Raw genomic sequence first — 14,102 nt, forward strand, 5'->3', positions numbered from 1 at the left:
ATAGTGATCCGGCAAGCCTGTGGATGCGGGAAATGATGTTGCAGGAGGGATCTCGTATGATTCCTCTGCCTAAGAGCACCGGACGGCTCAGTTGTCCCCAAATTGAGAAACTGGACCCGGCGGGGGGGGGGGGGGGGGGGGGGGTGGGCCGGGGGGGGGGGGGTGTGGCAGCGCCGGCGCCAGTCACCCCTCCCCGCCGCTTCGCGGCGACCCTCCCCATCCAGGGGAGGGTAAAGCGCGATCGGCCGAAGGCCGCAAGCCCGACCGGGCGTCCGAGCCGTTGCGAGGCGACTCCCGCGACGCCGAAGGCGCGCAAAAAAGAGGGGGCGGAGGGCCCGCGCCGGCACGCGCGGAACAGCCCGTGAGCCAAAACAAAGTCAACATTTGCTGCGTCGGCGACGACGACCAGTCCATCTATGGCTGGCGTGGCGCCGAGGTCGACAACATCCTGCGCTTCGACAAGGATTTCCCGGGCGCCACCATCATCCGGCTGGAACGCAACTACCGCTCGACGGCGCACATCCTCGGCACCGCCTCGCACCTCATCGCCCACAATGAGGGTCGCTTCGGCAAGACGCTGTTCACCGAGAAGGTCGCCGAGGACGACGAGAAGGTGCATGTCCACGCCGCTTGGGATTCCGAGGAGGAAGCGCGCGCCGTCGGCGAGACCATCGAGACCTACCAGCGTGCCAAGCACAATCTCAACGACATGGCCATCCTGGTCCGCGCCTCCTTCCAGATGCGCGAATTCGAAGACCGCTTCGTCACGCTCGGCCTCAACTACCGCGTTATCGGCGGCCCGCGCTTCTACGAGCGCATGGAAATCCGCGATGCGCTGGCCTTTTTCCGCGTCGTCGCCCAAGGCGCCGACGACCTCGCCTTCGAGCGCATCGTCAATGTCCCCAAGCGCGGCCTGGGTGAAGCCACCATCCGCCAGATCCACGACACGGCGCGGAGCTTGCGCATCCCGATGCTGGAGGCAGCCGCCAAGCTTGCGGAAAGCGACGAGCTGAAGCCCAAGCCCCGCGCGGCCTTGCGCGAAGTGGCGGCCAATTTCGAGCGCTGGCAGAAGGCGCTGGAAACCACGCCGCACACCGAACTCGCCGAGACCATTCTGGAGGAGAGCGGCTACACCGACATGTGGAAGAACGACCGCTCGGTCGAGGCGCCGGGCCGGCTGGAAAACCTGAAAGAGCTTATCCGCTCGATGGAGGAGTACGAATCGCTGCGCTCCTTCCTCGAGCATGTCGCGCTGGTCATGGACGCCGAGCAGAACGCCGAGCTTGACGCCGTCAACATCATGACGCTGCATTCGGCCAAGGGCCTCGAATTCGAGACCGTGTTCCTCCCCGGCTGGGAGGAAGGCCTGTTCCCGCACCAACGCGCGCTGGACGAAGGCGGCCGCTCCGGCCTGGAGGAAGAGCGCCGTCTCGCCTATGTCGGCCTGACCCGGGCCAAGAAGAACCTGCATCTGTGGTTCGTCTCCAACCGCCGCATCCACGGCCTGTGGCAGTCGACCATCCCGTCGCGCTTTCTGGACGAACTGCCGGAAGCCCATGTCGAGGTCGCCGAAAGCGGCAACTCCTATGGCGGCTACGGCAATTCCTATGGCGGCGGTTCGTTCGCGTCGGGCCGTGGCGGCCAGGGCGCAGGGCGGCAGAACCCCTACGGCGCCTCGCGCTTCGACAATGTCGGCGCGGAAAAATCCGGCGCCTTCTCCAACACCTATGCGACGCCCGGCTGGCAGCGCGCGCAGGCCAACCGCACCGAGGCGACCGACCGCAACTGGGGCTCGCGCTCCGGCCACCAGGTCGAGCGCATCGGCTATGGCGAGACCGACTCCGGCTACGGCGCCGGCCGAACCAGCGTCAAAGGCCGCACCATTGACGGCGAACTGGTCGCCAAATCCGTCGCCGACACGCCGTCAGCCTTTAGTGTCGGCGACCGCGTCTTCCACCAGAAATTCGGCAACGGCAACATCTCCAACATCGAAGGCAACAAGCTGACCATCGACTTCGACAAGGCCGGCCAGAAACGCGTGCTGGACGGGTTTGTGGCGGCGGTGTGAGCGCCCGCTTGTCCTGTTGTCCTACAAGCGACCACATTGTTGTAGTCTGGCGGAGCCTCCCCGCCTCGTCATCCACGGGCGGAGCAAGGAGCGTAGCGACGCAGCGTAGACCCGAGGATCCATCCCGCGTCTTCAACGCGTTGCCACGGTGCGGAATCCTGCGCAGCTGCACTCCAAGGTCGCGGAATGGATTCCAGGGTCTACGCGACGGAGCTTCGCTCCTGCTCCGCCCTAGAATGACGAAGCGACGGGCGTCTGCCCAGTCGTCGGGGCATGCGGTCCGCAACATGAGCGTCCCCGTCAATTTAGCCCGCCCCTCACCTGTACCGCGCCTGGTTCCACTTGTGCCCCAGCAGCGACAGGATGATGATCAGCCCGTTGAAGAACTGGACGTAGAAGCCGCTCAAGCCCGCCGCCACGACGCCGGTCTGGATGAACGACACGGTGACCGCGCCGATGGCGCCGCCGGCAACCGTACCGATGCCGCCCCAGGTCGGGGTGCCCCCGACGAACACTGACGCCAGCACCGGCAGCAGATAGCCGTCGCCCGCGGTCGGCCACCAGGTGAAGTTGATCATCACCGAAAACGTGCCGGCGATCGCAGCCCCAATGCCGGTGAAGATGAACACTTTCACCCGCACGCGTTTGACGTCGATGCCCATCTGCTGGGCGCTGTCGGGGTTGTCGCCGACCACCCTCACCTGCGCGCCGAAGCGGTGCCGGTTGTAGAGCATTGCCGACAAAATGACGAAGGCGAGTGCCCAGAAGACCTGTACCGGAAAACCCCACACCTGACTGGAGAAGATGGTGTACGCCCAGCTGTCGCTGAGACCGGTCAGCGCCGTCGACCTGCCCTCGTTGATGATCTGGATTAGGCCGCGCAGCAGGAAATTCATGCCGAGCGTGGCAATCAGCGACGACAGCCCGCCATAAACGACGAGCGACCCGACGAGAAAGCCAAGCAGCGTGCCGGTGAGAATCGCCGCTGCGATGCCGAGGAACGGATCATAGCCGGCCTGCACCACCAGCGCGAACACCCACGAGGCAAAGCCCATGGTTGCGGGAAATGACAGGTCGATCTCGCCGCAAGTGACGACGAAGACCAGCGGCACCACCACGAACAGCGCAACGGGCAGCGTGGTCAGCACGGATCTGTAGAGATACCAGGTGGTGAACACGGTTGGGTTGGCGATCAGGAACGCCGCCATCATGATGATGAACACGGCGAGCGTGCCGAGCGCTGCGCGGTTGTCGATGACGAAACCGCGCAGCCAGTGGTCGGACGGGTGCTTCCACTCGGGTCGGGCTGCCTTGCCGCCGAGAGGGCTCTGCAGATCGGGTTCCATGGTCTTGCTCATCGTGCTGCCCTCTCCGCGTCGCCGGCCTCGTGCAGCCCCGGCAATCCTCCGGGATGCGCAACGTCTTCCATGAAATTGATCAGCTCTTCGGCCGACTTGACCTCGGTGCGATCGGCGGTCAGCGCCACCTTGCCGCGGTCAATCACCACGAAGCGGTCGGCGATGTCGAAGACATGGTGGATGTTGTGGCCGATGAACAGGATCGAACGGCCGCTCGCCCGCACCTGGCGCACGAAATGGAAGACCTTGGCGGTCTCGGTGAGCGACAGCGCCGTCGTCGGCTCGTCGAGGATGATCAGCTCCGCCTGCTTGTAGATGGCGCGCGCGATCGCCACGCCCTGGCGTTCGCCGCCGGAGAGCTGGCCGACGATCGAATGCGGCGTGAACACTTTCGAGGTAAAGCCGATCTCGCGCATCAGCCGGCTCGCCTCCTCTATCTCTTTATTGACCTTCAGAAAGCCCATGAAGCCGGTGAGTTCGCGGCCCATGAAGATGTTGCGCACGATGGTCTGCTGCACGGCCAGCGCCCGGTCCTGGAAGACCGTCTCGATGCCGGCGTCGCGCGAGCGTGCCGCACTCCAGCCGGTCACCGGCTTGCCGCGCACCAGGATCTCGCCGCTGGTCGGCTTGACGACGCCGGACAGGATCTTGATCAGCGTCGATTTGCCGGCGCCATTGTCACCGATCAAGCCAACCACCTCGCCGCGGTCGACCGAGAGATTGACCCCGCCCAGCGCATAGACCTGGCCATAGGATTTGCTGATGTCGCGCAGTTCGATAATGCGTTCGGCCATGGCGATCCTCGCTCCTGTGGTATCATCCCGGCCTGGTGCCGGCGGTCCTGCCGGCCGGGCTTGCGCCCAGCCGGCAGTTTGGGAGGTCAGCGCAGCGCCTGCTTGGCGAGCTCGGCGACGATCTCGTAATTCTGCGGCGTGACGAAGCCGGCGCCAGTGTCGACATTCATCGGCGCCAGGCCCAGCACCACCTGCTGGCAAAGGCTGAGGATCGGCAGATAGCCTTGCAGAAACGGCTGCTGATCGGCCGTCAGTTGCACCCAGCCGCCCTTGAACGCCTCGACGATCTGCGGGCTGGTGTCGAAGCCGAAATTGAAGATGTCGCCCGGCTTGCGCCCCGCCGCCTGCATGTAGGTGGCGACGTTGCCCAGCATCTGGCCGCCGGGATAGCCGACCGCCTTGACGTCGGGATTGTTGAGCAGGGCCGCGGTGATCACCGGTATCGCCAGATTGGGGTCGGACGCCCATTCGCCGCTCGGCGGCGACGACAGCTGGATGACCTCGACGCCGGCTTCCTTGAGTGCTGCCACGGTGCCGCGCTCGCGCGCGCCGCGGGCCTCGTTCTCGAACGGGCCGATCATGATCGCCTTGTCGCCGGACTTGAGATTGCCGAGCTTGAACGCTTCGACGCCGAGCGCGCGGCCCTGCTGCTCCTGCTGGGCGCCGACATAGCCGCCGCCGAACGCAGCCACCACCGTCGGCACCGGCACGTTCTGGTACATCATCTTGATGCCGTCCTTGTGCGCCTGTTCGGCCAGCGGCATGATCGCGGCGTCGCCGGGATGGCCCATCATGGCAATGCCGTTGGGCTTCACGGCGACGGCCTCGCGCAATTGCTGAACCATCTTCTCGACGTCCCACTGCGAGAAGATGTAATCGACCTTGGGTCCGAGATCGGACGCCGCCTGCTTGGCGCCATTGTAGACGATGGTGCCGAAAGCGTCGCCCTCGGCGCCGCCGACGAAAAAGCGGATGTGGACATCCTTGCACCACTGGGCGTCGAGCGCCTGCGCCGGCAGAGTGGAGATGGCAGCGCACAGCGCCGTGGCTGCGGCCACGACGGTCGAGCGCAGAAGTGTCGTTCTCATTGCGATGCTCATGCACGTTCCTCCCTTTTGTCCTCGGTGAGCCGAGGGGTTTCGTGGTTCGCCTGTCGGCAGTGCTTGTCGGCAGTGCTTGGCAATCTGTCAGGCCGGCTCCTCCCACCGGCCCTCGGTCACGCCGGGTTCGGCAGGTAGGTCGCTCCTCCCCGGCATTGCTTGAGGTATTCCAGCCCGCGCACCTGGCCTGTGATTTCGAGGTCGCCGCAATAGACCGGGTCGTGCCAGCCCTCGATGTCGATGGCGCCCTTGTAACCGGCCAGCCGCAATTCGCTGATCACCCGCGTCCAGTCGCTGTCGCCAAACCCGGGCGTGCGCATCTGCACGAAGGGCAGCTTGCCGAACACGCCGTGCTCGCGGATCACATCCCAGCGCACCGTCGCGTCCTTGCCGTGGACATGGAAAATGCGCGGCGCCCATTTGCGGATCTGCGGCATCGGGTCGATGAGGTAGACAAGCTGGTGGCAGGGCTCCCATTCGAGGCCGAGATTGTCGTCGGGCAATTCGTTGAACATCAACTCCCAGGCATCGGGATTGTGGGCGATGTTCCAGTCGCCGGCCGCCCAGTTGCCATCCATGGCGCAATTTTCGAAGGCAATGCGCACGCCCTTGTCGGCGGCGCGCTTGGCCAGTGGTCCCCAGACCTCACGGAAGCGCGGCAGGCTGTCGGTCAGCTTCTTGCCGCGAAGGCGGCCGGTGAAGCCGCTGACCGTCGAGGCGCCGAACAGATGCGCGTTGTCGATGACGGTTTCCCAGGCCGCGAGCACGCCGCGATCGACCTCGCCATCCTCCAGCGGATTGCCGAACACGCCGATCGACGACACGGCGACATCGGCATCGCCGATCGCCTCGCCAATCTCACCGGCGAGCCGCGCCAAATCCTTGCCGCCCAGCGTCTGCCAGAAGAAGGGCTGGATGCTCTCGAAGCCGAGCGGCAGAATCTCTTTGATGTAGGCGGCCGGGTCTTCGAGATTGGCCCGCACCATGGTGCCGATGCGGATGTCGAGAAGCGGGTTTGGCATCATGATGCTTCCTGTGTGATTGCGACGCGCCGTCCGGTCTCGGCGCTTTCGATGGCGCCAAAAACCATGGCCAGGCTTTTGATGTTGTCGCTGCCACGGGTTTCCGGCTCGCTGCCGGTCTCGATGGCGTGGATGAAATCCTTGATGATGCCGAGATGACCGCCGACGCGGTCGGCGGAATCGAGCGGCGGTACTGTGATGGGCTGGGTCAGGTCGAACAGGCCGTCGCGGACCGACAACACAACCTCGGCCTTCAGTCCGTCCTCGCCGTCCCAGACCAGGCTGCCGTGCTCGGCGACGATGCGCCACGTGCTCTCCCAGCTGGTGCGGAAGCCCGCCGCGCACCAAGAGCCTGCATAGGTGAACACCTTGCCGCCGCCGAGATCGAAGATAGCGCTGGCCGACGATCCCTGCCGGTACCAGGAATTCGCCGGCTCCCATTCCTGGCAAAAGACGCCGGCGGGATCGCCGCCGACCATGTAGCGGGCGGCGTCGAAAGTATGGATCGCCATGTCGAGCAAAAGCACATGCGCCATCTCCTCGCGGAAGCCGCCGAAATGCGGCGCGACGAAGAAGTCGGCATGGATGCTGGTTGGCTTGCCGATGGCGCCGGAGTCGAGAAAGCGCCTGATGCGCCGGACATTGGCGACGTAGCGGCGGTTCTGCACCACGGCATGAACGCGCCCTACCTGGCGCGCCGCGTCGACAATGGCGCGGGCATTTTCCGGGGTGTCGGCGAGCGGCTTTTCGGTGAGCAGATGGCAATTATGGGCAAAGGCGGAAAAGGCGACGTCGCGGCGGGCGGCAGGAACCACGACATCGAACACCGCGTCGGGCTTGGTCTGGTCGAGCACCGCGTCGAGGCTGGTGCCGATTACCGCGCCGTCGAGCCCGTATTCGTGCGCCCTCGCCTTCGCCCGTTCGGCGTCGAGATCGACAAGGCCGACAATGGCCAGCCCGTCGATCTGCCTCGCGGCATCGAGCCAGGCCTTGCTCATCGCACCACAGCCGACGAGGACGGCATTCATCATCCGGCATTCCTCCCGTCCGGTCCCTCCAGACCGAATGTCACGGCATTTCCGGCATCACCGTAAACGTTTCTCCGTAAACGTTTACGAGAACACACCCGATGGCCTAGAATGTCAATCGGCTGCCCGCGAAAATCATCCCGAAGCCTTGGCCTGAGCGGCAGCCGGTGCTAGCCAAGGGTCGGGGGAGAGAAGTCCTTGGCGTCCAGCATCCATGACCTTGCGCGTCACCTGAACATTTCGATCGGCACCGTGTCGCGGGCGCTGAACGGCCGCGCCGACGTCAATGCCGACACCCGCCAGCGCGTGCTCGCCGCCGCCAAGCAATTGAACTATTCGCCCAACCAGTCCGGCCGCAGTCTGCGGCAAGGCACCACCCATTCGATCGCCTTCATGCTGCAGCCGCATCCGGGCGACCAGCAATATGGCGAACCCTTCTTCATCCCGTTCCTGATCGGTCTGCAGGGCCGACTGGCCGAGGATGACCTGGATCTGATGGTCGTCATGGGCGAGCCCGGCCAATATCAGCAGGAGAGGCTGCGCCGCGTGGTTGAGACGCGCCGGGCCGACGCGGTCGTGTTGGCCAATACACGGCGGGAAGACGATCGGATCGACTATCTCAGCAAGGCCGGCTTTCCCTTCGCCACGCTTGGCCGAAGTCAATCCGGCGACGACACCTATCCTTCGCTCGATATAGATTTCGAGAGGGCGGGTGATGAAGCCGTCGACCGGCTGGTCGCGCGCGGCCACCGCCGCATTGCCGCCATCCGCCCTTCGCTTGATCTCAACTTCGGCTACCTGTTCCTCGACGGCTACCGCAAGGGGCTGGAGCGGCATGGCATCGAAGTCGACCCCGGCCTGATCGCCGACGGCTTCATCAACGAGGCAGGCGGCTACCAGGTGACGCCGCGCGTGATGCTCTCCAAGGACCGGCCCACAGCCATCATCTTCAACAATGACGCAATGGCGCTCGGCGGCTGCAAGGCACTGGCCGAGATGGGCATCAGGCCCGGCCACGACATCGCGGTGATCGTCATCGTCGACACGCCGCTCTGCCGTTATTTCTCGCCGGCGCTGACCGCCTTCCGTCCGTCGCTGGAGCCCATGGGCCGGCGGCTGGCCGAAATGCTGCTGGCATCGCTTCCGGCCTTTGCCGGCCCGGAAGGCCCGCGCATCATCCGCGAAGTCTGGCCCCTGGAGCTGATCGCGCGCGACAGCGATTGATAGTGCGTCCTTCCCTTCTCCCACAAGGGGAGAAGGGAGAGGCCCGCTCTGTCACGCAAGTATCATGTTCGCGTCCTAGACCGCTTTGCGAGAGGGCGACATCGTCGATGCGATGCGGTGGCCCCTTTGCGCCGCTCAAGGCTTGTCACAAAGAGGATCTCCATGAAAATCTCGCACCGAACCGTCTCGCTCGGCGCCGCGCTGGCGCTGTTTACCGCCCTGACCCCTGCCCTTGCCGACAGCACAGCCACCGTTGGTGGCTTCGTCAACAAGGGCCTGGTCGGCGTCGGCCGCATCCCGGCCGATCAGAAGGACAAGTTCGGCGAGACCTTCGGCTCCGGCTCCGGCATGTCCATCGACGCCGCAAGCTGGACCCGTGGCGCGGACGGCTACAAGGGCTCGCTCTGGTTGCTGCCGGACCGTGGCTACAATGTCGTCGGCACCACCGATTACCGGCCGCGCCTCAACACTATTCGCATCGAGTTCACGCCGGTAGCACTAGGCGCCACGCCCACCTCCGGCCAGGAACAGACAGGCGTCAAGGCGACGCTTGCCGATTCCCTGCTCCTCACCGACGACAAGGGCGCTGACGCCACCGGCCTCGATCCGCTCAACGGCGTGCGCGCGGCCAATGGCGACCTGCCGATCCTGCCCGAGGCCAATGGCAAGCTGGCGCTCGACAATGAGGCGATCGCGCGGCTGCCCGACGGCACCATGTTCATCTCTGACGAATACGGCCCCAACATCTACCGCTTCTCGGCCGACGGCCATCTGTTGTCGGCAACGCAGCCGCCCGCCGCTTTGGTGCCGATGCGCAAGGGCGCGCCGAACTTCGCCTCCGACAATCCGGGCCCCGGTGCAGCCGAACCCGATCCGAAGGATCCCGAAACCGGCCGCCAGAACAATCAAGGCCTCGAAGGCATGGCGCTGACGCCGGACGGCAAGTCGCTGATCACTGTGCTGCAGTCGGCGCCCCGCCAGGATGGCGGCGATTCGCCCGCGACGCGCCAGAACACCCGCGCGCTGGTCTACGACGCCTCCGACCCGGCCCATCTCAAGCTGGTGCATGAATATGCCGTGCCGCTGCCGGTGTTCAAGGACGCCAAGGACAAGACCAAGGTCGCCGCGCAGAGCGAGATCGTGGCGCTGTCCGACAAGACCTTCCTGATGCTGGCGCGCGACAGCGGAAACGGCCAGGGGGTGAAGGGCGATACTTCGCTGCTGCGCCAGATTTTCGTCGTCGACGTCTCTGGCGCCACCGACATTGCCGGCGGCGCCTTCGATGCCGCCGACAAGCCGCTGGCGCCCAAGGGCGTGCTCGACCCCTCGGTGACGCCGGCCAAGCTGACGCCGTTCATCGACATCAACGACAACAAGGAACTCGGCCGTTTCGGCCTGCATGACGGCAAGCCGAACGACAAGAACAATCTCTCGGAGAAGTGGGAAGCAATGTCTGTGGTCAGCCTGCTCGATCCGGCGCTGCCCGACGACTATTTCCTGTTCGTCGGCAACGATAACGACTTTCTCACCCAAGACGGTTTTCAGGTCGGCGCGCCCTACAAGGCCGACGACGGCGCCGATGTCGACACCATGTTCCTGGTCTATCAGGTCACGCTTCCGGGCCTCGCCAACAAGTAGCCGTATACGGAAAGGCGGACGCGCCCGGCGCGTCCGCCTCTAACCGTCTGTCGGCGATCAGCGATGCCGTGAAGGCACCTATTTCAAAATCTCCGCATCCCTTGGCACGCCGGCATCGATCGGCTCGGCGGTCCGGCTCGACACAGCCATGATCTTGCCCGCGGCCGACAGGTTCGGGCGCACATAGACCTGGGCTACGCCGTTGACCCGGCTGTAGAGGTCGATGATGTCCTGGTTCATGAAGCGCACGCAGCCCGACGACGCGTTCTTGCCGATGGAATCCCATTCCGGCGTGCCGTGCAGCCGGTACATCGTGTCCTTGCCGTCGCGGAACAGATAGAGCGCACGCGCGCCGAGCGGGCTCTGCGGTCCCGGCGGCATGCCGTCCTTATATTTCGCCAGTTCCGGCCGGCGCTGGATCATTTCCGGCGGCGGCGTCCACACCGGCCATTTCTTGCGCGCCTGGATCACGGCGCTGCCGGTCCAGCCAAACCCGGCCTTGCCGAGGCTGACGCCATAGCGCATTGCCTTGCCGCCGTCGCGCACCAGATAGAGAAAATGCTCGGATGTATCGACGACGATCGTGCCGGGTTTTTCGCCGGTCGGATCGTCCACGATCTGGCGCACGAACTTCGGATCGAGCTTGGCCACGGGGATTGCCGGCAATGAAAAGCCCTCATCGACGCGCGCCGAATACATGGTGGCGGCATCGCCGAAAGCGGGCTCGGGTGCGGGTGCCGGCGCCGGCGTCGGCGGTACTGCCACATCAGTGGTTGTGCAGGCCGAAAGTGCCATGGCAGCGGCACCCAAAGCGGATGCTCCCAGAAACGCGCGCCTATTCAGGCGCTCGGAAAATAATGGATTGTCGGACATGATCCCCCCGGTTTGCGGCCCCTCGCGGCGATGACCCATAGCCCATTACGCAAGCTTTGAGAACCTGATCGCCTCAGCCGCGTTAAGCTTGATGTTCCGATGCCGCATCGACCTTGTCCGTTAAATCGGCGATCATTGCCGGGCGGACTTTGAGATGAACCTTCGCCGAACAGCCCATGGACGAAAAAATACCACCGCGCCGGCGCACCGGCGATCTCACCAGCGGCCCAATCCCTCGCACGCTGCTGTTGTTCGCGCTTCCGGTGCTCGGTTCCAATGTGCTGCAGTCGCTCAACGGTTCGATCAACGCCGTCTGGGTCGGCCGCTTCCTCGGTGAATCGGCGCTGACGGCGACCTCAAACGCCAATCTGGTGCTGTTCCTGATTCTCGGCACCGTGTTCGGGATCGGCATGGCCGCGACCATCCTGGTGGCGCAATCGGTCGGCGCCCGCGACCTGCCCGAGGCGCGGCGCATCGTCGGCACCAGCGCCAGCTTCTTCTTCCTCGTCTCGGCTATCTTCGCCGTCTGCGGCTGGATCTGGGTCGACGCCATCCTCAACACACTGGGCACCCCGCCCGATGCGCTGCCGCTGGCGCGCTCCTATCTGCGTATCATCTTCGTCGCCGTGCCGATGATGAATCTTCTGTCCTTCGTCATGACGGTGCTGCGCGGTGCGGGTGATTCGCGCACGCCATTCTTCTTCATGGCGCTCGCCGTCGTGCTCGACATCATCCTCAATCCGCTGCTCATTCGCGGCATCGGCCCCTTCCCCGAGCTCGGCATCGCCGGCTCCGCCACCTCGACGCTGATCGGCCAGACAGTGAGCGTGATCGCCATCCTCGTCGTGCTTTATGCCAGAAAGCATCCGCTGCGGCTCGCCGGCGCCAACCTCGCTCTGCTGCGGCCGGATCCGGCGCTGCTCAGGATCGTCGTCTTCAAGGGCGTGCCGATGGGCCTGCAGATGATCGTCATTTCGGCGGCGGCGCTGACCGTCATGGGCATCGTCAACTCCTACGGCTCGCAGGTCGCCGCCGCCTACGGCATCGCAGCGCAGCTGTGGACCTATATCCAGATGCCTGCACTGGCGATCGGAGCCGCAGTCTCGTCGATGGCGGCCCAGAATGTCGGCGCCGGGCGCTGGGACCGCATCGGTCGCATCGCGGCGTCCGGCGTCGGCTTCAACCTGGTGCTCACCGGCGCCCTGGTGGCGCTGCTGTTCCTCTTCGACAGGCCGGTGCTCGGCCTGTTCCTTAGCCGCGACAGCACCGCAATCGACATTGCAGCCCACATCAACAAGGTGGCGTCCTGGTCGTTCATCCTGTTCGGCGTCACCATCGTGCTGTTCGCCACCGTGCGCGCCACCGGTGCCGTGATGCCGCCGCTGATCATTCTGGTGATCTCGGTGCTGGTCGTGCGCACCGGCTTTGCCTATTTCATGCGCGGCGTGATCGGCGAGGAGGCGCTGTGGTGGAGCTTTCCGGCGGGATCGATCACCTCGCTGGTGCTGGCCGCCGCCTACTACCGCTTCGGCCGCTGGCGCACCATGCACATGATCGAGGATCGGCCTGCCGCCGGCGAGCCGCCGGACACAGGCCTCGGCATCCCGCGCGGACGGGCAAACATGGCGCCCGAGACGCCAAACGGGTGAGGCTCAGCGCGCGTATTTGACGCCGAACCCCAGCGCTACGACAGAGAACAGCGTGATCATGCCGGCGAAGGCCAGGCTTGCCGTCGTCGGAGTGGCCCAACTCGACAGCAGCTCAATGCCGATCACCGGCAGCGCATTGCCGCAGAAGCAGCAGATGAAGAACGCCGACACCAATTCGGCGCGACGCTCGGCAGGTGCGATCTGGTTCACCACCTGCAGGCCGCCGCGATAGCCGAGCGCCGCCGCCACGCCGCACACAGCGGTGGCGGCAACCATCAGGGACATCGACGCGAAAAACTGAGCAGCAACCATCAGCCCTACGGCCGGGATCATCAGCGCCAGCGCGGCCAGCATGCCGGCGCGGCTGGACAGTCGGGTCGTGGCCAGAATGGTCGCGGCCGCAACGATCGACAGTTCAAAGAACAGCGCGCCGGCCTCGGCATGGTTGGCCGCATGCAGTTGCTGCGCCAGGATGCTCGGCGCCAGGGCTGCATAGAAGCCGACCAGCGCCATGGCGCCGAAACCGGTGACCGCCGGCGCCACGAAGGCAGCGCGGATATCGCTCGGCACCGATAGCCGTGGCCGCAACGAAACGTCGGTCAGCCTGCCCGGCCGGGACACGGTTTCGCGGGTACGCCAGATCAGCAGCGTCACCACCACCAGCAAGGCAAGATAGACCGCAAACGTTAGTCTCAACGGCCAGGGCGCATATTCGGCGAGCAGGCCCGATGCCAGCGCGCCGAGGCCAAGGCCAACGAAGTTGGTGCTGGTGGCGATGATTGCCGCGCGCGATTTGTCCTTACCTTCGATCAATTCGGCAAGCCAGGCCGTGCCGGTTCCAGCGCCGACGCCGATGCCAAGGCCGCTCAATATGCGGGCGACATCGAGCCATGCGACATTCTCGGCCAGCAGGAACACCACCGCGCTGACCACCGCTATGGCCATCGACGCCAGCGCCGCAGGACGGCGGCCAATGCCGTCGGACAAGCGCCCGAACATCAGCAATGCGCCGAGATTGCCGACGACATAGACGGCGTAGACCAGCGTCAGCGTGATCTGCGAGAAACCGAAGGCCTGCTTGTAGATGACGTAAAGCGGCGTCAGCACCGTGCTGCCGGCGAACAGCGCGGCGATCATGGCGGCAACCGCGGCCATCGCGGGCCGGCCATCGAGTCCGTTGTCGCGCGTCGTGGTCTCGGCATAGCTGGTCATGGCAACCTCCGGCCAATCGCCCAACGCCCAATTGCGCCCCAACGTCCATGTAAGGATGGCCGTTCCACGCGCCGAACTTCATCCTGACAACCTTGTCAGGATGGTCTTGCCCGAAGTCCTCGCTTAACGTCTTTCC

10 protein-coding genes and 1 pseudogene are annotated in these 14,102 nt (G+C 65.1%); 4 read left to right on the top strand and 7 right to left on the bottom strand.

The window, feature by feature from the left end:
- Nucleotides 1–227: 227 nt before the first annotated feature.
- Nucleotides 228–2,068, top strand: a pseudogene (locus tag NKI96_RS06960) (ATP-dependent helicase); the annotation flags it as partial.
- Nucleotides 2,069–2,385: 317 nt separating this feature from the next.
- Here NKI96_RS06960 and NKI96_RS06965 read toward each other — a convergent pair.
- The 5 genes from NKI96_RS06965 to NKI96_RS06985 form a co-directional block, all read right to left on the bottom strand.
- On the bottom strand, nucleotides 2,386–3,426 hold the full coding sequence (locus NKI96_RS06965) for an ABC transporter permease (RefSeq protein ID WP_352513492.1): 1,041 nt from the start codon (nucleotides 3,424–3,426) through the stop codon (nucleotides 2,386–2,388).
- Nucleotides 3,423–4,220 (bottom strand): ATP-binding cassette domain-containing protein, encoded by a 798-nt coding sequence (locus NKI96_RS06970; RefSeq protein ID WP_023668308.1) that lies wholly within the window; start codon nucleotides 4,218–4,220, stop codon nucleotides 3,423–3,425. The genes NKI96_RS06965 and NKI96_RS06970 overlap by 4 nt, the downstream gene beginning before the upstream one ends.
- 86 nt (nucleotides 4,221–4,306) lie before the next feature.
- Nucleotides 4,307–5,320 carry a substrate-binding domain-containing protein gene (locus NKI96_RS06975; RefSeq protein WP_023682113.1) on the bottom strand — a complete coding sequence of 338 codons (1,014 nt, stop codon included), beginning with the start codon at nucleotides 5,318–5,320 and terminating at the stop codon, nucleotides 4,307–4,309.
- A 116-nt stretch (nucleotides 5,321–5,436) separates the two neighbouring features.
- On the bottom strand, nucleotides 5,437–6,345 hold the full coding sequence (locus tag NKI96_RS06980) for a sugar phosphate isomerase/epimerase family protein (RefSeq protein ID WP_352803483.1): 909 nt from the start codon (nucleotides 6,343–6,345) through the stop codon (nucleotides 5,437–5,439).
- Nucleotides 6,342–7,373, bottom strand: a complete 1,032-nt coding sequence (locus NKI96_RS06985) for a Gfo/Idh/MocA family protein (protein WP_352803486.1) — start codon at nucleotides 7,371–7,373, stop codon at nucleotides 6,342–6,344. Before NKI96_RS06985 ends, NKI96_RS06980 begins: the two co-directional genes overlap by 4 nt.
- A 195-nt stretch (nucleotides 7,374–7,568) precedes the next feature.
- Here NKI96_RS06985 and NKI96_RS06990 point away from each other — a divergent pair, with 195 nt between their 5' ends.
- Together NKI96_RS06990 and NKI96_RS06995 are read left to right on the top strand one after the other, a co-directional pair.
- The gene (locus NKI96_RS06990) at nucleotides 7,569–8,594 is read left to right on the top strand and encodes a LacI family DNA-binding transcriptional regulator (RefSeq protein WP_023682116.1); all 1,026 of its coding nucleotides are present in this window, start codon (nucleotides 7,569–7,571) and stop codon (nucleotides 8,592–8,594) included.
- A 162-nt stretch (nucleotides 8,595–8,756) separates the two neighbouring features.
- The gene (locus tag NKI96_RS06995; RefSeq protein WP_352803488.1) at nucleotides 8,757–10,232 is read left to right on the top strand and encodes an esterase-like activity of phytase family protein; all 1,476 of its coding nucleotides are present in this window, start codon (nucleotides 8,757–8,759) and stop codon (nucleotides 10,230–10,232) included.
- Between the two features lie 78 nt (nucleotides 10,233–10,310).
- On the opposite strand, the gene NKI96_RS07000 is transcribed toward NKI96_RS06995, so the two are convergent.
- Entirely contained in the window at nucleotides 10,311–11,105 is a 795-nt protein-coding gene (locus tag NKI96_RS07000) for a L,D-transpeptidase (RefSeq protein WP_023705536.1), read from the bottom strand.
- Between the two features lie 176 nt (nucleotides 11,106–11,281).
- Here NKI96_RS07000 and NKI96_RS07005 point away from each other — a divergent pair, with 176 nt between their 5' ends.
- A complete protein-coding gene (locus NKI96_RS07005; RefSeq protein WP_352803490.1) occupies nucleotides 11,282–12,754 on the top strand; it encodes an MATE family efflux transporter in 1,473 nt (490 codons plus the stop codon).
- A gap of 3 nt (nucleotides 12,755–12,757) precedes the next feature.
- Here the strand turns inward: NKI96_RS07005 and NKI96_RS07010 are convergent, their stop codons facing one another.
- Nucleotides 12,758–13,966 carry an MFS transporter gene (locus tag NKI96_RS07010; RefSeq protein WP_352803492.1) on the bottom strand — a complete coding sequence of 403 codons (1,209 nt, stop codon included), beginning with the start codon at nucleotides 13,964–13,966 and terminating at the stop codon, nucleotides 12,758–12,760.
- Nucleotides 13,967–14,102: the final 136 nt, after the last annotated feature.

The sequence above is a fragment of the Mesorhizobium sp. M0292 genome (genome assembly GCF_040321695.1).
In the GTDB taxonomy this organism is placed as follows: Bacteria; Pseudomonadota; Alphaproteobacteria; order Rhizobiales; family Rhizobiaceae; genus Mesorhizobium.

What these genes read in the sequence shown, in the direction of transcription:
- NKI96_RS06995 (WP_352803488.1), top strand. Translation starts at nt 8,757, where the DNA reads ATGAAAATCTCGCACCGAACCGTCTCGCTCGGCGCCGCGCTGGCGCTG.
- NKI96_RS07010 (WP_352803492.1), bottom strand. Translation starts at nt 13,966, where the DNA reads ATGACCAGCTATGCCGAGACCACGACGCGCGACAACGGACTCGATGGC.
- NKI96_RS06980 (WP_352803483.1), bottom strand. Translation starts at nt 6,345, where the DNA reads ATGATGCCAAACCCGCTTCTCGACATCCGCATCGGCACCATGGTGCGG.
- NKI96_RS06970 (WP_023668308.1), bottom strand. Translation starts at nt 4,220, where the DNA reads ATGGCCGAACGCATTATCGAACTGCGCGACATCAGCAAATCCTATGGC.
- NKI96_RS07000 (WP_023705536.1), bottom strand. Translation starts at nt 11,105, where the DNA reads ATGTCCGACAATCCATTATTTTCCGAGCGCCTGAATAGGCGCGCGTTT.
- NKI96_RS06975 (WP_023682113.1), bottom strand. Translation starts at nt 5,320, where the DNA reads ATGAGCATCGCAATGAGAACGACACTTCTGCGCTCGACCGTCGTGGCC.
- NKI96_RS06965 (WP_352513492.1), bottom strand. Translation starts at nt 3,426, where the DNA reads ATGAGCAAGACCATGGAACCCGATCTGCAGAGCCCTCTCGGCGGCAAG.
- NKI96_RS06985 (WP_352803486.1), bottom strand. Translation starts at nt 7,373, where the DNA reads ATGATGAATGCCGTCCTCGTCGGCTGTGGTGCGATGAGCAAGGCCTGG.
- NKI96_RS07005 (WP_352803490.1), top strand. Translation starts at nt 11,282, where the DNA reads ATGGACGAAAAAATACCACCGCGCCGGCGCACCGGCGATCTCACCAGC.